Consider the following 20550-nt stretch of genomic DNA (forward strand, 5'->3'; position numbering starts at 1 on the left):
TGTCCATGGGACACAGGGGAGCACGCGCGGCGGGACGGAGGCGAGGCGTTTTCGGGGGCGGACATGCAGCGATTGTGCCAGCGAGGGCGATGAGGGTCTGGGGATGAGAGACAGGCGTCGATGGTCGGGCGATGAAGGGCTGGTCGCGAGGTCCCGGCGATGGGGGGGCAGGCTTCGAGGGGCGGGTGGCAGGAGGCGCGTGGCGAGGTTCAGGCGATGAGGGGCAGGCGATGGCGAGGGGCGCGACGCGGGGCACGGCAAACAGCCTGCAGTCGAAGGAGCACCACATGCCTCGGCCGTCCGTGCCGTTCTCCACGGAGCAGCCCTGCAGATGTGGGCGTCCCCGCTGAGAGCGCCCCTGGGGTGCCCGGCGTCCCCGACGAGATCTCCCCCGAAGAGCCCGGCGTCCCTGCACGCCGCCCCCGAAAACGCCTCGCCTCCGTCCCGCCGCGCGTGGTCCCCTGTGTCCCATGGACATCGCCATCCGCCCGCTCGACCTCGCCTCCGACGCCGACATCGCCCAGCTGTGCGCCCTGGACGAGGCCCTCGACCGCGCCCGCTGGGGCGGGACCGAGCCCGCCACGATCGCCCAGTGCCGCGCGGCCCTCGAGTCCTCGCCGTACTGGACGCAGTGCTGCCACGTGGCCGTCGCCGAGACCATGGAGGGCGGCCAGAGCATCGTCGGCCTCGCCTTCACGATGCTCCCGCTGCGCGAGAACCTCGAGACCGTGCACGTCCACGCCGAGGTGCATCCCGCCTTCCGCGGCCACGGGATCGGCACCGCCCTCGTCGAGGAGGCGCTGATCCCGGCGATCCGCGAGTCCGGCCGCCCCCTGGTCAGCGCGTGGGGCGAGATCCCCGCCGACGGCGACGCCGACGGCCCCGACCTGCCCGCCAACGCCCTGGCCCGGCGCCTCGGCCTCCAGCGCCGCACCCTCGCCGTCGCCCGCGCCCTGGACCTGCCCGTGGACCCGGCGCTGCTGGACGAGCTCGAGGCCGAGGCCGCCGAGAGGCTCGGCGACTACCGGATCCTCACCTGGGAGGACGCGGTCCCCGACGAGCACCTCGCCCCGTACGGGGTGCTGCTGCGCCAGCTCGACCTTGACGACCCCGACGAGGACATGGAGCACGAGGCCCCCGAGTTCACCCCCGAGCGGATCCGGACGATCGAGCAGAGGCGCAAGCGCGCCGGACTGCGCTGCCTGACCGCCGTCGCCCTCGCGCCCGACGGCACCTTCGCCGGGAACACGGAGATCCACGTCCGCGCGGGGGAGGGCGTGACCGTCGGCTGGCAGGAGAACACCCTGGTGATGCCCGAGCATCGCGGGCACCGCCTGGGGTTGGCGATGAAGGTCGCCAACCATCGCCGCCTCGCCGCGGCCGCCCCCGGGTTGCGGCGGCTCGTCACCTGGAACTCGCACGTCAACCCGTGGATGATCGGGATCAACGAGAAGCTCGGGTACCGCGTCGCGCAGCGGGAGATCGGCTTCCAGGGGCGTCCGGAGCTGTGACGCGGCGGGTCCGGCGCGATGCCGTCGGCGCGCCCGGAGCTGTGACGGGGCGGGATGCTCTGATGCCCGGTCCGGCCGCTCGTGCGCGACGATGGATGCAGACATGCACGCCGAATGCGCGGAGGGGGCTGCCATAGTGATCGGCGATCGGGACGATGCGATCGAGGCGGCCATCGCCCGCGGCGAGTTCGACGACCTGCCCGGCGCCGGCAAGCCGCTCCGCCTCCCGTCGCGCCACGACCCCGACTGGTGGATCCGCCAGCGCCTCGAGGACGACGACATCGACCGCGATGCGCTCCTGCCCGTCGTCATGCTGCTGCGCCGCGAGCACGATGAGCTGCCAGAGGTCCTCGCCGAGCTGCGGGACGAGCAGCAGGTGCGCGAGCTCCTCGAGGACTACAACCGCCGGGTCCAGGACGATCGTCTGCGCCATCCGATGGCCCGCATGCTCGCCCCGACCGTCGACGTGGAGGCGCGGCTCGAGCAGTGGCGGGCTCTCGAGCGCGAGCGCGCCGTCGAGCCCGTCGTGCAGACGGCCGCGGCACGGGAGGGACGGCGACGCCGCTGGTGGCGGCGGGCGCGGGACTGAGGCGATTCCTCCGCGGACCCTGCGCTGTCGTCCCTTCCTCACCGAGTGTCACGCTGGGACCCGAAACAGGGCCTGCCTGAGTCGCAGCGTGGCGCTCGACGCCAGCTGGACGACCCGGGGCGAGGCAGTGGGGTTGCCTGTGCGGTGGCGTGCGCGGCGACGTGCGCGGCGCGTGTGCGGTGGCGCTGGGGGCGGGCACGGGCGACAGCCCGCCCGTAGAATCCGGCCATGCCGCGCCCCCGCCTCGTCGCCACCGACCTCGACGGCACCCTCCTGGGCGCCCGGGGCGAGCTCAGCGAGCGCACCGCCCGCACCTGGCGGCGCCTGGACGCGGCGGGCATCGAGTCCGTGATCGTCACCGCCCGGCCTCCGCGCTGGGTCGACCACCTCGCGGGCATCACCGGGGACCACGGGATCGTGCTGTGCGGCAACGGCGCCTTCGTGTACGACGTGGCCCGGCGCCGCGTCCGCGAGACCCACGGGATCGAGCCCGATGCCTTCCACGCCCTGCTGGCGGACCTCCGCGGCATCGACGGTGTGACCCTGGCCGTCGAGCTCGCCGACGGCCTCCACCGCGAGCCCGACTACCTCTCCGACGGCATCGGCGGCGTGCCCGAGCAGGTCGACTCCGTGATCGCCCTCGACGCGGTCGACAGGCCCGTCGGCAAGATCCTCGCCCGCACCGATGCGATGGACATGGACGCCTTCCATGCGCAGGTCACCGAGGTGATCGGGCAGCGCGCCCTGCTGTCGGTGTCCTCGGACTGCGGGCTCGCGGAGATCGGCCCCGCGGGCGTCACCAAGGCCGCGGCGCTCGAGGCCTGGTGCGCGGGCCTCGCGATCGACGCCGATGACGTGTGGGCCTTCGGCGACATGCCCAACGACATCCCGATGCTCGCCTGGGCGGGCACCGGCTGGGCCGTCGCCAACGCCCACCCGGAGGTGCATGCCGTGGCCGACCGCTCGTGCGGCGCCAACACCGAGGACGGCGTGGCGATCGCGCTCGAGGAGATGCTCGAGGGGGCGTGACGGCGGCGCCGCCCGGCCGGTCGGACGCGTGACCGACGTCGCCGCTCAGGCCGACGAGGCGGCCGGCGCCCAGATCTCCTGATCGTCATCGTCCAGGGCCCATGTCTGCGCACGGTCCCGGTCGACGTCGACGGGGGAGAAGCGGATCGTCTGATCGGGTGAGAATCCGGCCAGCAGCGTCGCCGTCGACCCGTCGACCGGCAGGGGCCGGCCCGCGGTCATGAGGTAGCCGCGCACGGTCAGGTGCACGGCGTCGACCTCGTGGGCGATCGCCGCCCAGTCGGGCATCGCCCAGGCGCCGGTCCGCCCGGTCGTCTCCGCCCACGTGTCCCCTGACATCCAGCGCTGGTCCAGGGCGGAGCGCAGCCGATCGCGGACCCGGTGCCGCAGACCATGCGGTGCGCCCTTGGCCAGCGGATACCGGCGGACCATCCGTCCCCAGTCCTCGGGCCCGTCGATCGTGAGCACGCGGACGTCCGTGCTGATGGCGGCAGGCAGGCAGTGCGCCCGCGTCCAGCCGGAGCCGTCCTCGACGAAGATGACCCCGGGGATCTCCGTCGTGCCGTCGGGGCACGGCCGCACCGTCGAGGTCACCGGCACAGCGGCAGGCGGGGTCGACCACCAGGACGACTCGCCTGCGGCCTCCTCGCGCAGATCCTCGCTCAGCGCCCGGGCGATCCCCGCGCGGTCAGCGGGAGGGGCCGGCGGGTGCTCCTCATCCTCGAACTCCACCACCATGTGCTCGACGTCCGGTCCGACCGGTCCTGACCACCAGGAGGGCAGATGGGGGAGCGCGTGCTCGGCCACGCGGGCGAGCGCCGGCCGCATGGTCGGATCGGCGGCCAGGGCGTCCTCCCCGTCGGGCTCCTGCCAGTACCGGGCGTTGTCCACGGCGGCCGCGAGCGCCAGACGGAGATCAGCCGGGGCCGGCTCGCGCAGCGCGGTCGCGGTGAGCAGCGCGGCGAAGCCCGCGGCCGTCGGGTCGGCGAAGGCCGTCGGGTCGGGCTGCTCATCCGGGTGAATGACCTCGGTGCGTCGCGTCCCGTCGTCGTCCTGGATCAGTGCGCAGTACACCGACCCCGACTGAGGGAAGGAGACGCGCACCGTCTCCCACCGCGCGGAGTGCAGGCGCTCGGTGGGATCGCAGCGGACGGCGAGCTCGAGCAGGAAGCGTCGGCCGCGCGGGCCGACCAGGAGATCCTCGACGGTGATGGGCATGGGACGAGGCTACGGCGCTGGATCCCGCAGCACCGGGGGTTCTCCTCCGGACCGACGAAAGGCCGATGCCCGTCGGCCCCGCTCCGGCTAGCGTTCATGGCGTGAGCACTCCTCCCTCCTCTGTGCCCTCCTCTGTGCCCTCCGATCCGGCCTCCTCGGACCCGCGCGCCTTCGATCCGCGTCCGGCTACGCCCGCCGTCGCCGCCCCCGGCGCCCGGCGCGCGCCTGGCCGCAACGGCCGCCTCACCGGCGTGCAGCTGCTGGTCAGCGTCATCCTGTTCCTCGTGGTCGAGACGCTGATCAGCGTGATCGCCGTCGTGTGGACCGTCGTGACGTCCGGTGCCGTACCGGACCCGAGCTCCGGATTCGGCGTCGCCGACTTCGATCCCACCGGCTTCCTCGTCGCCGCCGTCATCGGCGCCGTCCTCGCGATCGCCGGGCACATCCTCGTCGTCGGCCCGATCGGCGCCCGCCCGGGCCAGGCCGTCGGCGGGCGCGGCAAGCTCGCCGAGCTCGCCGCGGGACTGGGCATCGGATCGCTGCTGATCGCCCTGTCCACCGGGATCATCGCCCTGCTCGGCGGCTACCGGGTGACCGGCCTGGACCCGAACCCGCAGCTCCTGGCGCCGCTCGCGATCGGCATCTTCGCGGCCTTCGTCGAGGAGGTGTTCTTCCGCGGCGCGCTGCTGCGCCTGATCGACGGCTGGCTCGGCTCCTGGGCCGCCCTCGCGCTCACCTCCGTGCTGTTCGGGCTCGTCCACATCACCAACGACGACGCGGGCCTGTGGGGCGCCATCGCGATCATCATCGAGGCGGGCGTGCTGCTGGGCGGCGCCTACCTGCTGACCCGCCGCCTGTGGCTCGCCATCGGCATCCACCTCGCCTGGAACACCGTGCAGTCCGGCATCTTCTCCTTCGCGGTCTCCGGCACGGGCGAGCAGCACGGGATCCTGCAGGCGCAGCTGTCGGGTCCCGACTGGCTCAGCGGCGGGGCGATGGGCGTCGAGGGCTCCGTGGTCACGGTGATCGTGGGGCTGGCGGCCGGGATCGTGATGGTGGTGCTCGCGCATCGCCGCGGGAACCTCCTGCCGCGCGACCGCCGGGCCGACCGGTCGCTGACCGGTGCTGATGGGACGGTGCCGAACGCCTGAGCGCGGCTCGCTGCGATGGATGCCGCTGCTTGCTAGGTTCATGCCATGAATGTGACCGGGGTCACCGGGGATCTCGCGGGCGCGACGAGCCCGGACGACCTGCTGCTGCCCTATCGCGGAGCGAGTCCACGACAGGCGCTTCGGCGCTTCCGACGGCGCGCCCTGCGCTTCGGCGGGCGCTCATCGCGCAGCGAGTACTGGTGGATCATCGGGATCGTCGTCGCCGTCGAGGGGCTGCTCGCCCTGATCGCCTGGCCCCTGCAGGCCGCCGCGGTGCGGTGGATCGTGGCGAATCAGAAGGTCGCCGACGTGTAACTCGCCGCCATGGAGGACGCTCTCGATCGCGGGGAGGATCCGTTCAGCCCGGACTGGCAGGGGCCGCCGTCGCCGGCCCAACCGGAGGAGAACCCGTGGCTGCTCCTGCTGCAGATCGTGGCCATCGCGGCTATCGTCCTGGTGATCGTCCTGCTCGTCTCGCTGCTGTCGCTGACCTGGCGTCGCCTGCACGATGCGGGCCTGCCCGGCGCCCTCGCGCTGATCGGGCTCGTGCTGCCGATCGTCCCCCTCGTGCTGTGCACCCTGCCGCCGCGCCCCGATGGGCGGCGCTTCGACACGGGGTGACGGCGCGGGGAGGAAAGACGACTCCGGGTGACGGCGCGGGGAGGAAAGACGACACCGGGTGACGGCGTGGGGGCGGTGCGAGCGCGCGCCCGGGGCTGCGCGGAGCCGGAATGGGCGAAACTCGTCGGAATGATCGCCCTATTCCGACGAGCATCGCCCATTCCGCGCGGCGTTTCCGACGAGCATCGGCCGTTCCGCGTCGGGGGATCCCCCGGCAGGGAGGGGCGACCCCTCAGCGTCCCGCGGCGACGTCCGTGCCGCTCACGTCGATCTGCTTCAGCGGCAGCATCCGCGTGCGCGTGACCAGGCGATGCCCCAGCCACAGCGCCGCGAACACGGGCAGGCCGATGTACGACGACGCCACATGCGTGAGGTTCCCCGCGAAGATCGCCTCGTAGTTCTGCCCCAGGATCACGATGATGCACATCGCGAACGCGAGGATCGGCCCGAGAGGGAACAGCGGCGCCCGATAGGGGAGGGCGGCGAGATCGCGCCCCTGGTGCACGTAGGCGCGGCGGAACCGGTAGTGGCACACGGCGATGCCGACCCAGGCGATGAACCCCGACAGCGCGGACACGTTCAGCAGTCACGTGTACGCGGCGCCCTCCCCGATCAGGGCGGTGAGGAACGCGAAGAGCCCGACGGCGCTCGTGCCCAGCAGGGCCGCCAGCGGCACGCCCCGGGAGGTGGTGCGGGCGAAGATCCGCGGCGCCTGCCCGTGGACGGCGAGGGCGTGGAGCATGCGGGTGGAGGCGTACAGACCCGAGTTCCCCGCCGAGAGGATCGCCGTGAGGATCACGGCGTTCATGACGGCGGCGGCCGCTGCGATGCCCGAGGGCGCGAACACGAGCGTGAACGGGGAGGAGGCGATGTCGGTCTCCGAGGCCCGCAGCAGGTGCGGGTCGGTGGCCGGGATCAGGAAGCCGATCACGATGATCGCGCCGATGTAGAACAGCATGATCCGCCAGAACACGGTGCGGATCGCCCGCGGGACCTCGCGGCGCGGGTCGCGGGACTCGCCCGCGGCGACGCCCACCAGCTCGGTGCCCTGGAACGAGAACCCGGCGATCATGATGATCGAGATGACCGCCAGCGGGCCGCCGATGAACGGGGCCTCGCCCGCCGTCCAGTTCTCCAGCCCAGGCGAGGTGCCGCCCATGATCCCCAGGATCATCGCGACGCCCGCGACGAGGAACACGACCACGGTGATCACCTTGATCGCGGCGAACCAGAACTCGCCCTCCCCGTACGCCCGCGCGGACAGCGCGTTCAGGGCCGTCAGGACGGTCAGGAAGAGCGCGGCCCAGATCCATCCGGGCGCCTCGGGCAGCCAGAACCGCATGACGATGCCGGAGGCGACGAGCTCGGCGGCCACGGTGATGGCCCAGTTGAACCAGTAGTTCCAGCCGATCGCGAAGCCGAAGCTGGGCGAGACGAAGCGCGTGGCATACGCCTGGAAGGAGCCGGCGACGGGCATGTGCGCGGCCATCTCGCCGAGGGACTGCATGAGCAGCAGCACCATGAGCCCCACCAGCACGTACGCGGTGAGGGCGCCGCCGGGTCCGGCCTGGGCGATCGTCGCGCCGGAGGCGACGAACAGGCCCGTGCCGATGGCCCCGCCGATCGCGATCATCTGCAGATGCCGGGCCGACAGGCTGCGCTTCAGACCGTGCTCGCCGTCGGGGGAGGCGGTGCTCTCGGTGCCTGCCGTGGCGGGCTCTGCCGCAGCGCGCCGGGCGCTCGGGGCGCTCGCGGATCCGGGGGTGCCGGTCGGGCCGGAGGTGTCGGGCATGGGGTTCCTTCGATCAGCGTGACCCCGGGAGCGTACGCGCCGTGGCACCGCGCATCGATGCGGGATGGTCGATGTTCGTCGGAATGACCGCCTGATTCCGACGGAGAACGCCCGATCCGGCCGTCGATTCGGACGCAGATCGACCACGGCGCGGGCCTCGTGACCGTGCGCCGCTCCCTGCCGCGCGGGCATCGTGACCGCGCAGCACTCCCCGCGGCGCAGGCCTCGCAACCGCGCAGCACTCCGCACCGCGCAGGCCTCGTGACCGCACGCCGCTCCCCGCGGCGCTCCTACCCGCCCACCAGCTCCCTGACGTCGTCCGCGGTCAGCGCCGCGGCGAACGCCTGGTCGTCGTCGGTCAGCGAGGTGAACAGCGCCCGCTTGCGCTCCTGAAGCGCGAGCACCTTCTCCTCGATCGTCCCCTCGGCCACCATCCGGTACACCATCACCGGACGGGTCTGCCCGATCCGGTGCGCCCGGTCCACGGCCTGGGCCTCGGCCGCCGGATTCCACCACGGGTCCAGCAGGAACACGTAGTCGGCCTCGGTGAGGGTGAGGCCGAAACCGCCGGCCTTCAGCGAGATGAGGAACACGGGGGCCGCGCCGTCGCGGAACTGCGCGACCACCTCCTCGCGGCCCGTCGTCGAGCCGTCCAGATAGGAGAACGCGACGCCGCGCTCGCGCAGGCGATCGGCCACGTGCTGCAGGTGCGAGGTGAACTGGCTGAAAACCAGCACCCGGTGATGCTCGGCCAGGACCTCGTCGAGGTGCTCCAGCAGCGCGTCGAGCTTGGACGATGCGACGCCCGCGTGCTCGGGGGCGACGATCGCGGGGTCCAGCGCCAGCATCCGCAGCAGCGTGATCGAGCGGAACACGATGAAGCGGTGGCGGTCGATGTCGTGCACGAGCCCCAGCAGCTTCTGGCGCTCACGATGCAGGATCCGCTCGTACAGCGCCCGGTGACCGGCCTGCAGCGGCACCGTGAGCACCTGCTCGATGCGCTCCGGCAGCTCGGGGGCGACCACGTCCTTCGTGCGGCGCAGCACGAACGGGCGGATCCTCCGCCGCAGCAGCCCCATCCGCTCCCGCGCGCGCCGCTGCCCGGACTCGGAGTCGTCGGGCTGCTCGATGGGGCGGATGAAGCGCTCGCGGAACGCCCGCTGGGACGCGAACAGGCCCGGCGCGGTCAGCGCCAGCAGCGCCCACAGGTCCATCAGCGAGTTCTCCAGCGGCGTGCCCGTGATGGCGACGCGGAACGGCGCCCGTACCGCCTTCGCCGCCAGATGCGCCCGTGACCTGGGGTTCTTCACGAACTGCGCCTCATCGAGGATCAGGCCGGACCAGTCCAGCGCCGTGAACTCGGCCTCGTCCAGGCGCAGCAGCGCGTAGCTGGTGACCACCACGTCCGCGCCTGTGCGGGCCTCGGCCACGGACGTGCCGCGCGGTCCCGAGGTCGTGTCCAGGACCCGCACGTCCAGGCCCGGGGCGAAGCGCTCGGCCTCGCGCCGCCAGATGCCCATCACCGAGGACGGCGCGACCACCAGGTGCGGGGGAGCGGCCGGGTCCGCCGCCCTCTCGATCCCGCGGCGCCGCACGATCGCAGCGAGCGCCTGCAGCGTCTTGCCCAGTCCCATGTCGTCGGCCAGGATCCCGCCGAGGCGGTGATCGGCCAGGAACGACAGCCAGGCGTAGCCCTCCGCCTGATAGGGCCGCAGGGTCGCGGCGAGACCGGCCGGGGCATCCGGCCGCGGGATCGTCGCGAGGTCCCGCAGGCGCCCGACGCTCTCGCGCCACGAGACGGCTTCGACGGTCTCATCGGCCAGGTCCTCGAACTCCTCCCACAGGTCCACGCGGGTGCGGGGGATCGACGGCGCCCCCGGCTCCCACTCGTCCATCCGGGAGGCCTCGTCGAGCACCTCCCGCAGGCGCTCGAACATCGGATGGTCCAGGCGGAAGTACGTCTTGTCCGGCAGCAGCACCGACTTCTTGCCCTGCGACAGCGCGGCGAAGATCGCGGTGAACGGCACCAGGTGCTCGCCGAGCGTGATCTCGAATCCCAGCCCCAGCCAGTCCTGCACGTGCGCCTTCGGGGGATCGACCTGCACGATCCGCAGGCTGGGCGTTCCGCTGATCTCGGTGTAGTCGGGCCGCTGCCCGTGCTCGGTCACGTCCACGTCCGGCAGGGAGACCAGGCGCGGCAGCTCGTGCTCGACGAACGACGCCGCCTCCGCGTCCTCCAGGCGCTGCGCGCTGTGCTCCGCGCTGGAGGGCCAGACCCGTCGGGCCGCGGCCAGCACCGAGCCCAGATGCTCGGCCTCGCGGTCGTCCCGGGGCCGGGCATCGCTCAGGGAGACGGTGCGGCGGGGCGCCCGATAGGTCCACGACCAGGTGAGCGCGGCAGCCCCCGCGGGGTCGTGGCGCACCTCCAGGTGCAGGCGCGGCGGCGACCACTCGGGGATCTCCACCGAGCGGTCGTGGCTGGTCAGGGCCACGCGGTCGCGCAGCAGGGGCGCGTGGTCGGCGAGGAACTCGGCGGCGTCGGCGCGGGGGATGCGCACCGGCTCACCAGCGGCCAGCAGGTTGGTCAGGACGGGGGCGATGGGGTCCGCGGCGGGCAGCAGCGTCACGTGCACGCGCCCCGCCGCCTTCCCCGGCTCGACGGCGAAGAAGCCGCCCGCTCCCGCGGCGCGGAGGTCCGTGCGCACCTGGCCGCCGACCTCCGCCTGCGCCGTCAGCAGCAGATCCCCGTCGGCCCGCTGGATGTCGAGCCGCATGCGCGCGGGTGCTCCCCATTCGACGTCCTCGACGATCCCCGTGCCCACCAGCTCGACGCCCGCCGCGCGCGCCCGGTCCAGCAGGGCCCAGCCCTCGGTGCCGCGGAACTCGTCCAGCCGCATCGTGTCCCCGGGCTCCATGCCGAACTGCTGCTCGGCCCGCTGCAGGCGCACCAGGCGCCCCAGCAGATCCACCTGCTCGGCGGTGAACTCGCCCAGCGGCCCCGAGTTGCCCGCGCCCCCGTAGCGGAACGTCCTCCAGGTCAGGTTCCCGCGCACCCAGCGGTCGCTCCCGTTCGCGCGGCGCAGCGGCCGGATCCCCGGCGCGAGCGGGAGTCCGTCGCGGACGTCCTGGATCTCGGCCGCCTGCACGCCGAAGCGCGAGAACCCGAAACCGCCGAAGCCCGTCAGCAGCTCGACGCCGATCCCCAGCGGCGCCGAGGGCGTCGAGAGATCCACGACCAGCGGAGACAGCAGCTCGCGCCAGTCCCGGGGACCGTCGGCAGGAGGTCGGGCGGGCATGCGAGCCATGGTGGCACGGGGGTGGGACGGACGAGGACGGACAGTAGCCTGCCGCGGTGACCGAGCACTCCTTCGCCCTCATCCCCGCCTCCTACGTCTACCTCGTCCGCGACGAGCAGGTGCTGCTGCAGCGGCGGCAGAACACCGGCTACATGGATGGGCACTGGGTCGCCGGTGCCGCCGGGCACGTCGAAGCGGCCGAGAGCGCACGCGACGCCGCCGTCCGCGAGGCGTACGAGGAACTGGGCGTGCGCATCGACGCCGAGGACCTCGAGCTCATCACCGTCATGCAGCGCCGCAACGGCGATGCCGTGATCGACCAGCGCGTCGACTGGTTCTGGACGGTGCGCCGCTGGAGCGGCGCCCCCGTGATCCAGGAGCCGCACAAGGCGTCGGCCCTGGAATGGTTCCCGCTGACTGAGCTTCCGGAGCCGATGCCCGACTACGAGCGGCGCGTGGTCCGCGGCATCGACGACATCACCTTCCCGCGCGCCACCAGCTCGGGCTTCGCGACGGACGTCTGACAGCCGGTCGAGTCGCCCGGCGCCCTCGGTGCGCTGCGGACGAGAGGGTGATCGCATCCCGAGGCGCAGCACCCCTGCGTCATCGCACACGTTGGCCGCTCGGTCTCCCCTCCCCGCATGGCATCCTCGAGAGGTGGCCCCGACCGCGTCCCCGGACCCTCAGCTCGCCTCGCACCGCCCCGTTCCGGCGGACCCCGAGCGCGCTGAGAACCTCGCCCTCCTGCTCGCCGCGGCGGCCGCCGTCGTCGGCGCCGTCATCGGCCTAATCCGCCTGCAGGGAACGCGCCCGCTCACCGGCACCGGCTCGATCGGCGAGACCGCCTCCTACGCCGCGCTGGGCACCGCGGGCATCGCCTTCCTCATCGCCGCGCGGCTCATCACGCTGCCCATGCACCCGTGGCTGCGCCGCCTCGGATGGCGGCGCCGGCTCTCCAACCTCCTGGGCCTCGCCGTCCTCCACGCGATGTTCGCCTACCTGCTGACGGCCGTGCTCTTCGCCGTGTTCGCGACGGCCTTCCGCGGGGTCGCCCTCGATCCCGTCGCCGGCACGTTCTGGGTGGCCGTGGCGTGCGGCATCGCCGTCTATGTCGTCGTCGGTTCCGCGTCCGCGCTGACCACCTCGTCCCTGTCGGGCCTGCTCATGGTGTTCATGGTCGGCGGGGTGCTCGGCAGCGCGATGAGCGCCCCCGACCCGCACTGGTGGCGCCACCACTTCTCGTGGCTCGGTGCGGAGGCCGGAGGATCGGGCCTGGCCTTCAACCTCACCCTGCTGCTGGCGGGCTTCACCCTGGTGACCATCGGCGACTTCCTGGCCCACGACCTCGACATCTGGGCCGCGCACACCGGTGCCGAGCGCTGGCGCGTGCGGACGGTGCGCGGCGCAATGATCCTGCTGGGCCTGCTGCTCCTGGCGGTCGCCCTGATCCCCGTGGACGTGTCGAAGACCTGGCACGACATGGCCGCGCAGGGCATCGTCGTCGTGTTCGCGGCCGCGATCGTCGGCTTCCCGCTGCTGTTCCCGCGCCTGTCCGAGGGGTTCCGCGCCGCGACCCTCGTGATCGTCGCGGCGCTGCTGGTGTGCGTCGTGCTGTGGAAGGGCATCGGGTACCTCAATACGACCGCCTTCGAGATGGGGTCGGCCGCGATCGTGTTCACCTGGCTGCTGCTGTTCGTGCGGTCCGTGACGGCGGCCGTCGGGTCGCTCGAGCAGCGCGGGGGAGCGGATGGGACCGTTGCGGCGGGGCGCGCTGATCGCACGTGAGGCAGGCGGCGAGCGCACATCGCGCGAGATGATCGCGCCGCGGTGTCACGAGCCGTCACCGGAGCAGCCCCGCATCCGAGCCGGGCCCTACCCTGACGTCGTGCCCGCTCAGACCCCCGATGCCTCGCCCCGCACCGTCGTCCTCGCCGCGGGCGTCACCGTCGTGCTGTGGGCCTCGGAGTTCATCGCGATCCGGGGGACGATCGATCACTTCTCCCCGGGAGCCATGGCCCTGCTGCGCATGGCGGTCGGCGCCGCGGTGCTGGGACTGATCGTCGCCCGGTCCGGCCTGAGGGTCCCGGGCCGCCGCGACCTCGCTCTCGTGGCCGTCTGGGGCATCGCCTAGTTGTACTGACCGGAGACGTTGATCGAGTGGACGTTCACGGCTGCTAGGTGTACTGACCGGGGACGTTGGTCAATCGTGAGAAGGGCGGCTGATTCCCGCAGGCAGTGTGGGGCCGGTGCTGGTTGTAGTAGTGCAGCCAGCCGTCGAGCTCGCCGCGGCGCTCGGCTTCGGAGGTGTAGCAGCGGGCGTAGGCCCAGCCGTCGGCCAAGGTTCGGTGGAAACGTTCGATCTTTCCGTTGGTCTGTGGCCGATATGGCCGGGTCCGCTTGTGCGTGATACCGAGCTCGGCGCAAGTGTCGCGCCACAGGTGCGACTTGTAGGTACCACCGTTGTCCGAAAGGACGCGCTCAACGGTGACTCCGCGGGCGTTGAACCACTCGACCGCCCGGACCAAGACCGCGGTGGCGGTGATCGCAGTTTCGTCGTCGTGGATCTCGGCGTAGGCGACACGGGAGTGGTCGTCGATGACGGTGTGGACGTAGGCCTTGCCCATCAACGGGTCATAGTGCTTATTCCTGGGCTTGTCGGGGGTGGCTGCTCGGTTCTTCTCGCCTTGTCGTCGGCCGACGTAGCGCCAGCCTCCGCCGTCGGGGATATTGCCGAGCTTCTTCACATCGACGTGGAGCATCGCGCCAGGATGGTCGTGTTCGTAGCGACGAACGGGTTCGCGGGTAGCGCGGTCGACGTGGGAGAGCCGGTTGAGATGGGCATCCGTGAGGATGCGGTGGACCGTCGACGGCGCGATCCCGAGCCGATACGAGAGCTGCACCGGTCCTTCGCGGAGACGTAGCCGGAGCTGGATGCAGCGGCGGGTGACCCGCGCGCTGGTTTTGCTGGGCGAGTGGTGCGGGCGCGAGGAGCGGTCCTGCATGGACTCGCCGGCGCGGTAGCGGTCGGCCCAGCGCTTCACCGTCGGCCACGACACCTGGAATCGTGCAGCGACCTCACTGACAGGCCAGCCCTCGTCGACGACGAGACGAGCGACGATCAGGCGATGACGCGGCGTCAGGGCCGCATTGGGGTGAGACATTGCGTTCTCCGGAAAGTGCAGTTGAGGGCTAGCTGCGGCCGATCTGGATGCGTTTCCATGCCGACGACGTTGCGCACCAGCCGAGCAGACCGACCGCCAGGGGGATGACAAGTGCAACTGCCGGCACAGCCGGATCGCCAGAGGCCCACAGGGTCGGGATCGCCCACGGCACGTAGCGGCCGAGACCGAAGCCGGAGGTCAGGTTGGTGGCCACGAGAACGGCCAGGGTCGCGCCGATCCCGGCCAGGTATCCGCGCCAGTGGGTGGCCACCCAAGCGATGGGAAGCACGCTGCACACCAGGCAGAATCCGCTGATCGTCAGTGTCAACCCGGCATGGAGCGCCCCTGCCGGATCAAGCCCGAGACCGATCCCTGCCATGATCGATGCGACGCTTTGAACCAGAGTGAGGGCCAGGCCCCAGCCGAGGCAGGCGACAAGCTTTGCGCGTGCCACCGCTGCGCGGGACGTGCCGATCGCGAAGAGACCGACGATGGTGCCGTCAGTGAACTCGCGGCCGACTGCCCACGCCGCGACGATTCCGGCTGCCAGCAGCAGGGTGACTCCAAGGCTCAGGGCGGCCAGGCTGACATATCCGCTCCACCCCTGCCCGCTGATCATGGCGGCTGCCTTGCGGCCCATGTCTGTCCCTGGGGCGTGGACGGCTGCTGCGTAGCCACCGGCCGAGGTGGCTGTGGCCATGATGAGAACGGCACAGGCCGCGGTTCTGGCCACGGGGGATGCGTAGAGTTTTCGGGATTCGATGCGCAGGACTGGGGCGTGTGGGGTCATCAGATCTCCTGCAACTGTTGGTCGGCGGCCAGTACGGTGTCGAAGAAGACCTTCTCGAGGTCACGTTCGTCGGGGGTGATGGTGGCGATGACCTGTCCGTGGTGAAGGACGTCGACCGCATCGGAGACACGGGCGAGTTCGTCGAAGTGGTGGCTGGTGATCAGGATCGAGCTGCCCTGGCCTGCCAGGCGACGCAGTTCGTCACGAAACGCCACGACCGCCAGAGGGTCGAGGCCGTTGGTGGGCTCGTCGAGGACGGCCACGCTGGGCTCATGGGCGAGCGCGCTGATCAGGCCCACCTTCTGACGCGTGCCTAGGGAAAGCCGCCGAACGGGCTGGTCAAGATGGGCTTCCATGCCGAGCGCCCGCGAAAGCTGCGCGACGCGTGGCGCGCACCCTGATGGGTCCATGCCGTGAAGCATGATCGCGTTGTCGATGTTGGCGCGCGCTGTCAGCTCGGGATAGGCGGCCGGCGTCTCGACCATGTGACCGACCCGACACCAGGCCTCTGCGGGGCTGGGCCAGATGTCCTGGCCGTGGAGCAGGACATGGCCCGCATCGGGTCGCAGCATGCCCAGCGCCACCCGCAGTGCGGTCGTCTTGCCCGCACCGTTGAGGCCGACGAGCGCACGAATCTGTCCGTGGGACAGCTCAAGGTCCAGTCCACGCAACACCTCGCATCCGCCCAGCCGGACCTGGATCCCCGACAAGGTCAGCGCGGCGGTCATCGGGCCGAGCCCAACAAGCTCTGCAGCCCGCCGGCAAGGGCCGTCGCAACATGGCTGGGCTCGGGCTCGGCCGCCCAGCCCAGCAGGATCGCCGTGGCGGCCCCCATCACGGCCCCTGCAGCAGCTCGCGCCTGGTCGGCGGATGCGCCGGAGCTGACCAGGGCCTCGCGAATCGCCTGCTCCGTTGCCGCGCTGGAAGCCCAGACAGCCCCACGCAAAGAGGGCGTGGCCGCGACGAGCTGGATGCGGTCCCGGAACTGGGGAGACGACAACTCGCGCGCCGCTTCGGGCTCGCTCAGCGCGGCCAGGAAGCCGCCCACCACTCGCTCGAGCGGGTGTGCTGACGCTGGCTGGGCGGCGACGGCCAGTGCGATCGCCGGATCGAACATGTCCTCCACCAGGACGGACTCCTTGCTGGAGAAGTGCCGGAAGAAGGTCATCCGTGACACTCCAGCCGCTTCAGCGATCTGGGCCACCGACACGGTGTCGTAGCCAAACTCGCGGAACAGGCGCAGGGCGATGTCATGCAAACGTCGGCGGTCAATCGGAACAGTCATGCCGCAATGATACCCAGTCACAGTTACCGAGTAACAGAATCAGTCGATCAACGTGTCCGGTCAGTACAGCTAGGTGAAGAGTGCTGCCACAGTCTGACGGACTTCGTCGACCGGGGACTGGTGCGGGTCCAAGGGGATGGTGAGGGCATCCAACACCACGCCCATCACCAGGTGGTGCGTGACCAGCACCGCAAGGCGGCCCCCCGGGAGGCCTTGGCCGTCGTGGAAGTTCACGTCGTCTGTGAATCCCTGCCGAAGGAACGGCTCCAGGGCTTGGCGAACTTCCGGTTGGCGTGCCGCTTCCAGTCGCAGCTCGATCAGCGCGAGTGCGAGCGTGCTGTCGGCCAGGAGCCGTTCGGTTGCGTAGGCGGCGTACTCCACCGTTGCTCGCTCTGGGGGGAGGTCGGCCAGCTGCGTGACCCGATCGGGTTCAGGCGACAAGCGGTCGAAGATCCTGTGGGCCATGGCCAGGAGGAGCCCTGCTCTGGAGGGGAAGTAGTTCGCTGTGGTGCCTGTGGGCACATCGGCGGCTCGGTCGACTGCCCGATGCGTCAGCCCGCGCGAGCCGTTCGCGCCCAGGACTTCCAGGGCGGCATCGGTGATCTGCGCTCGTCGTTCGGGATTGGCCACCACAGATCAACCCTATGGCATCAGCACAGCTGTTGTGGTTCACTTAACTACAACAGCCGTTGTGATTGGAGAAGGAATGCGCAAGCTCGTCTACTACGTCGCCGCGAGCCTGGACGGATTCATTGCCGGCCAAGACGGCGACACCTCCAGGTTCCCGATCGAGCCTGAAACGCTGAACGAACTCTTCGCCCGCTACCCAGAGACATGCCCCTGTCACCTGCGAGAGGTCTTGGGCGTGAAGGGGGAACCGCGACGATTCGACACTGTCCTGATGGGCGCCCGGACCCATGAACCTGCACTCGACGCGGGCCTGACCAGCGCCTACCCGCATCTCCGACAGATCGTCGTCACTCATCGCGAGCTGCCCGTGGATCCCACCGTCGAAAGGTGGGAGGGCAACGTTGTCGAACGTGTCGCCAACCTCAAGAGGGAACCGGGCAAGGACATCTGGCTCTGCGGGGGCGGCTCGCTGGCCGGCCAGCTCTTGGATCAGATCGACGAGCTGCAGCTCAAGATCAATCCCGTGACATTAGGAGACGGAGTTCCGCTGTTCACAGGTAGCGCCTCCCGTGGTTGGACTCCGACAAGCATCGAGACGCTTCCCGGCGGGATCGTGCTGGCGAGCTACTCCCGAGCAAAGCGATGAGTCACGCAAACGCGGCATTGACGCCCCGCCATCGTTTGATGGTGGGGCGTCTCGTTGTTGATGAGGGTTGGCCCATCAGTGAGGTCGCTGCCCGCTTCCAGGTGTCTTGGCCGACCGTGAAGCGCTGGGCTGATCGCTACCGCGCCGGTCAGTCGATGCAGGACCGCTCCTCGCGCCCGCACCATTCACCCAGTAGGACCAGTCCGCAGGTCACCCGGCGCTGCATCCAGCTGCGCCTCCGTCTCCGAGAAGGACCAGTGCAGTTGGCCTGCCGCCTGGGCATTGCGCCGTCGACCGGATCCCGCCCCATCCCCACCAGCAACTGAAGCTGAGCCTCCGACACCTGAGCACCCGGGGCGAGTTCACCATGCCCCAGAGCGGTCACGCCCGAACCAAGCCAGCGCCCGGGCGGGGTGCCCGCCTCGGCGTAATAGCGAGTCAGGGGCGTCGAGAGCGACCGGTCGCCGTCGCCGGCCGCCACGGTGCGCAGCAGGTACTTGTAGCCGTCACCGGCCGACATCACCCGCATCGACACCGTCACCCAAACCACCCCTCACCTGCTCGTCACACAGGTGAGCCGGCAGCGTCCCAACCTCGATCTGCAAGAGGCGTGGCCCCTCGATCAGGTGCTGGTGGCGGCTGCTAGGCGACTGCTCCACTCTGCGGCGTGGGTGATCGCTTCTGCGGGTCCTTGGATGGTAAAGGGGGCGTGTAGCGCGGCGAGGGCGAAGGTGGCCCAGTCGAGGTCGCTGGTAGGGATCCGGACGGCGCAAGAGTTCTCATTGACCGGCGTTGCCTCGCCCCAGCCACCGAGTCTCTCTTGGACGTCTTCTGCGGAAGCCTGCACGGTCGCGGTGACCTCGTAGATGGTCCACGCCTCGTACAGCCGGCTGCGAACATACTCGGCCGGGTCATCCGCGGGCAGGGGCTTTGGGGTGAAGGTTTGTCGGGTTCGTTGTGGGTTGCTGGCGCGGTCGATGCGGAAGACCCGCCAGTCGGCTCGGTCGAGGTCGTGGGCGATGAGAGACAGCCGCTGATCAAGGGAGACGACGTGATGCGGGTGGACGCGCCTGCTCGTCGATGCACCTTTGGAGTCGGTGTAGTCGAAGGTGAGCGTTTCGTGGTCACGGGCCGCTAGGGCGAAGGTCGTCAGCACGGTCGTGTCGACCGCGGCGGGTGTGCCGTAGGGGCCGGGCAGGGTCGCCATTCGTTGCAGAGAGCCGATCCGGCGTCGAATCTTGGCAGGGAGTACCTGCACGATCTTGGCAAGCGCAGTGACGGCGGCACTCGCTTCTGTCGGGTGACTTCCGGTTGCGGCGTCCTTCAGTGCGATGACGACGGCAGCTGCTTCGTCTTCGTTGAGGACCAGTGGGGGTAGGGAGCCGCCGGGGGCGAGTTGATAGCCGCCTCCGGTGCCGCGGGTGGTGGTGATCGGGTAGCCGAGGTGTTGCAGGCTCTCGACGTCGCGGCGCAGGGTGCGAGGGCTGACCTCCAGGCGACGCGCGAGTTCTTCGCCGCTCCAGTGCCGTCGACTCTGCAGAAGCGTCAGAAGCTCCAGGACGCGGGCGCTGATCGTCGACATGACCCCACCCTACAATTCTTTCCGGTCATATTCTGACCACAATGACGTGTTTGCTGGGGTCATGGTTCACGACACACACGACATGATCGAGGTGGACGTGCTGCGGCGGGTCTACCCGGGCCCGGACAAGCAGGACGTGGTCGCCGTCGATGACATCTCGATGCGCGTCCCCCGAGGGCAGACGCTTGCGATTCTCGGGCCCAATGGGGCGGGCAAGACCACGCTGATGAAGATGCTCACCACGTTGCTGCCGCCCACGTCGGGCACAGTGCGTGTGGCGGGCATGGACGTGTCCCGCGAGGCCCGGGCGTGTCAGATGGTCTGTGTAAGCCGTACCGAGAGGAACGGTAAGAATCATGACCATGACCGACGAGAAGACGCCGGGTGGGCCTTCGGGCCAGGACCTGGTCGAGCAGTTGAAGGCCACCGGGCAGCTGGATGCGTTGTTCGAGCAGATCGACGCCGGCGAGGTGGAGCTGACCGGGGACGGTGGGTTCGTGCCCGCGCTGGTCAAGGCCGCCCTCGAGCGAGGACTGCAAGCAGAGCTGACCAGCCACCTCGGCTACGGGAAGGGCTCTGAGGACGCGTCGAAGCATGCCAACTCCCGTAACGGGACGACGCCGAAGACGGTTCAGTCCGAGGTCGGGCCGATCGCGCTGGACGTCCCCAGGGACCGTGCCGGCTCGTTCACGCCGCGCCTTGTCCCCAAGGGCCAAAGGCGCCTGGGAGGGCTCGATGACATGATCATCAGCCTCTACGCGGGCGGGATGACGATCCGGGACATCCAGCACCACCTAGCCTCCACGCTCGGCACGGACCTGTCGCACGAGACGATCTCCAACATCACCGACGCCGTGCTCGAGGAGGTCGCAGCGTGGCAGGCGAGGCCGCTGGAAGAGTTCTACCCCGTCCTCTACCTCGACGCGATCCGGATCAAGATCCGAGAGAACAACCAGGTCATCAACCGCGCCGCGTATATCGCGGTCGGAGTGGATCTCGACGGGGTCAAGCACGTGCTGGGGATCTGGGTCCAGGACACCGAAGGCTCGGCGTTCTGGGCCCACGTCTGCGCCGACCTCGCCAACCGCGGAGTGCGGGACGTGCTGATCGTGTGCTGCGACGGGCTCAAGGGCCTGCCGGAAGCGGTCGAGGCGACCTGGCCGGACTCGATGGTCCAGACCTGCGTGGTCCACCTGATCCGGGCCGCGACGCGGTTCGTGACCTACCAGGACCGCAAGAAGGTCGCCGC

19 protein-coding genes and 4 pseudogenes are annotated in these 20550 nt (G+C 70.6%); 13 read left to right on the forward strand and 10 right to left on the reverse strand.

What is annotated here, in order from left to right; genetic code table 11:
* The first annotated feature begins 470 nt into the window (after nt 1-470).
* The 3 genes from FM110_RS06070 to FM110_RS06080 all read left to right on the forward strand — a co-directional run bounded on the left by FM110_RS06070 (nt 471) and on the right by FM110_RS06080 (nt 3129).
* The gene (locus FM110_RS06070; protein ID WP_087103624.1) at nt 471-1511 is read left to right on the forward strand and encodes a GNAT family N-acetyltransferase; all 1041 of its coding nucleotides are present in this window, start codon (nt 471-473) and stop codon (nt 1509-1511) included.
* A 103-nt stretch (nt 1512-1614) separates the two neighbouring features.
* Entirely contained in the window at nt 1615-2100 is a 486-nt protein-coding gene (locus tag FM110_RS06075; RefSeq protein ID WP_087103626.1) for a DnaJ family domain-containing protein, read from the forward strand.
* Between the two features lie 228 nt (nt 2101-2328).
* The gene (locus tag FM110_RS06080; RefSeq protein WP_087103628.1) at nt 2329-3129 is read left to right on the forward strand and encodes an HAD family hydrolase; all 801 of its coding nucleotides are present in this window, start codon (nt 2329-2331) and stop codon (nt 3127-3129) included.
* Between the two features lie 45 nt (nt 3130-3174).
* On the opposite strand, the gene FM110_RS06085 is transcribed toward FM110_RS06080, so the two are convergent.
* Entirely contained in the window at nt 3175-4347 is a 1173-nt protein-coding gene (locus FM110_RS06085) for a hypothetical protein (protein WP_087103630.1), read from the reverse strand.
* A 101-nt stretch (nt 4348-4448) separates the two neighbouring features.
* Between FM110_RS06085 and FM110_RS06090 the strand changes: the two genes are divergently transcribed.
* From FM110_RS06090 to FM110_RS06100, 3 genes are read left to right on the forward strand one after another with little or no spacing between them, the layout of a single operon-like run.
* A complete protein-coding gene (locus FM110_RS06090; RefSeq protein ID WP_159457992.1) occupies nt 4449-5498 on the forward strand; it encodes a CPBP family intramembrane glutamic endopeptidase in 1050 nt (349 codons plus the stop codon).
* A 45-nt stretch (nt 5499-5543) separates the two neighbouring features.
* A complete protein-coding gene (locus FM110_RS06095) occupies nt 5544-5813 on the forward strand; it encodes a DUF805 domain-containing protein (RefSeq protein ID WP_087103633.1) in 270 nt (89 codons plus the stop codon).
* Nucleotides 5814-5822: 9 nt separating this feature from the next.
* Entirely contained in the window at nt 5823-6119 is a 297-nt protein-coding gene (locus FM110_RS06100; RefSeq protein WP_087103635.1) for a DUF805 domain-containing protein, read from the forward strand.
* 232 nt (nt 6120-6351) lie between these two features.
* On the opposite strand, the pseudogene FM110_RS06105 reads toward FM110_RS06100, so the two are convergent.
* Nucleotides 6352-7911, reverse strand: a pseudogene (locus FM110_RS06105) (amino acid permease).
* Nucleotides 7912-8201: 290 nt separating this feature from the next.
* Nucleotides 8202-11207 carry a DEAD/DEAH box helicase gene (locus FM110_RS06110; protein ID WP_234991957.1) on the reverse strand — a complete coding sequence of 1002 codons (3006 nt, stop codon included), beginning with the start codon at nt 11205-11207 and terminating at the stop codon, nt 8202-8204.
* 56 nt (nt 11208-11263) lie between these two features.
* On the opposite strand from FM110_RS06110, the gene FM110_RS06115 reads away from it, so the two are divergent.
* The 3 genes from FM110_RS06115 to FM110_RS14260 all read left to right on the forward strand — a co-directional run bounded on the left by FM110_RS06115 (nt 11264) and on the right by FM110_RS14260 (nt 13338).
* A complete protein-coding gene (locus tag FM110_RS06115) occupies nt 11264-11731 on the forward strand; it encodes an NUDIX hydrolase (RefSeq protein ID WP_087103638.1) in 468 nt (155 codons plus the stop codon).
* 133 nt (nt 11732-11864) lie between these two features.
* Nucleotides 11865-12992 (forward strand): hypothetical protein, encoded by a 1128-nt coding sequence (locus FM110_RS06120; protein WP_087103640.1) that lies wholly within the window; start codon nt 11865-11867, stop codon nt 12990-12992.
* A 100-nt stretch (nt 12993-13092) separates the two neighbouring features.
* Nucleotides 13093-13338, forward strand: coding sequence for a hypothetical protein (locus tag FM110_RS14260; RefSeq protein WP_087103642.1), 246 nt, complete (start codon nt 13093-13095; stop codon nt 13336-13338).
* A gap of 43 nt (nt 13339-13381) precedes the next feature.
* Here FM110_RS14260 and FM110_RS06130 read toward each other — a convergent pair whose 3' ends face one another.
* From FM110_RS06130 to FM110_RS06150, 5 genes are all read right to left on the reverse strand, one after another.
* On the reverse strand, nt 13382-14368 hold the full coding sequence (locus FM110_RS06130; protein ID WP_087103644.1) for an IS481 family transposase: 987 nt from the start codon (nt 14366-14368) through the stop codon (nt 13382-13384).
* A 28-nt stretch (nt 14369-14396) separates the two neighbouring features.
* Nucleotides 14397-15158: an ABC transporter permease gene (locus tag FM110_RS06135; RefSeq protein WP_087103646.1), complete on the reverse strand. Its 762-nt coding sequence runs from the start codon at nt 15156-15158 to the stop codon at nt 14397-14399.
* The gene (locus tag FM110_RS06140; protein ID WP_059384758.1) at nt 15158-15886 is read right to left on the reverse strand and encodes an ABC transporter ATP-binding protein; all 729 of its coding nucleotides are present in this window, start codon (nt 15884-15886) and stop codon (nt 15158-15160) included. The genes FM110_RS06135 and FM110_RS06140 overlap by 1 nt, the downstream gene beginning before the upstream one ends.
* Nucleotides 15883-16443 carry a TetR/AcrR family transcriptional regulator gene (locus tag FM110_RS06145; RefSeq protein ID WP_200810183.1) on the reverse strand — a complete coding sequence of 187 codons (561 nt, stop codon included), beginning with the start codon at nt 16441-16443 and terminating at the stop codon, nt 15883-15885. The genes FM110_RS06140 and FM110_RS06145 overlap by 4 nt, the downstream gene beginning before the upstream one ends.
* Nucleotides 16444-16512: 69 nt before the next feature.
* Complete coding sequence (locus tag FM110_RS06150; protein ID WP_087103648.1) at nt 16513-17076, reverse strand: TetR/AcrR family transcriptional regulator; 564 nt, start codon at nt 17074-17076, stop codon at nt 16513-16515.
* A 73-nt stretch (nt 17077-17149) separates the two neighbouring features.
* Here FM110_RS06150 and FM110_RS06155 point away from each other — a divergent pair, with 73 nt between their 5' ends.
* The gene (locus tag FM110_RS06155) at nt 17150-17719 is read left to right on the forward strand and encodes a dihydrofolate reductase family protein (protein ID WP_016663216.1); all 570 of its coding nucleotides are present in this window, start codon (nt 17150-17152) and stop codon (nt 17717-17719) included.
* A pseudogene (locus FM110_RS06160) lies at nt 17716-18039 on the forward strand (helix-turn-helix domain-containing protein); the annotation flags it as partial. The gene FM110_RS06155 and the pseudogene FM110_RS06160, both read left to right, overlap by 4 nt.
* Here FM110_RS06160 and FM110_RS06165 read toward each other — a convergent pair.
* A pseudogene (locus FM110_RS06165) lies at nt 18006-18248 on the reverse strand (relaxase domain-containing protein); the annotation flags it as partial. The pseudogenes FM110_RS06160 and FM110_RS06165 overlap by 34 nt on opposite strands.
* Before the next feature lie 93 nt (nt 18249-18341).
* Entirely contained in the window at nt 18342-19301 is a 960-nt protein-coding gene (locus tag FM110_RS06170) for a helix-turn-helix transcriptional regulator (RefSeq protein ID WP_087103650.1), read from the reverse strand.
* 160 nt (nt 19302-19461) lie between these two features.
* Between FM110_RS06170 and FM110_RS14970 the strand changes: the two are divergent.
* Together FM110_RS14970 and FM110_RS06180 are read left to right on the forward strand one after the other, a co-directional pair.
* Nucleotides 19462-19593 (forward strand): annotated as a pseudogene (locus FM110_RS14970) (ATP-binding cassette domain-containing protein); the annotation flags it as partial.
* A 70-nt stretch (nt 19594-19663) separates the two neighbouring features.
* A partial coding sequence (locus FM110_RS06180; protein WP_087103654.1) for an IS256 family transposase occupies nt 19664-20550 on the forward strand: 887 nt, incomplete at its 3' end.

It is taken from the genome of Brachybacterium nesterenkovii (assembly GCF_900163655.1).
In the GTDB taxonomy this organism is placed as follows: domain Bacteria; phylum Actinomycetota; class Actinomycetes; order Actinomycetales; family Dermabacteraceae; genus Brachybacterium; species Brachybacterium nesterenkovii.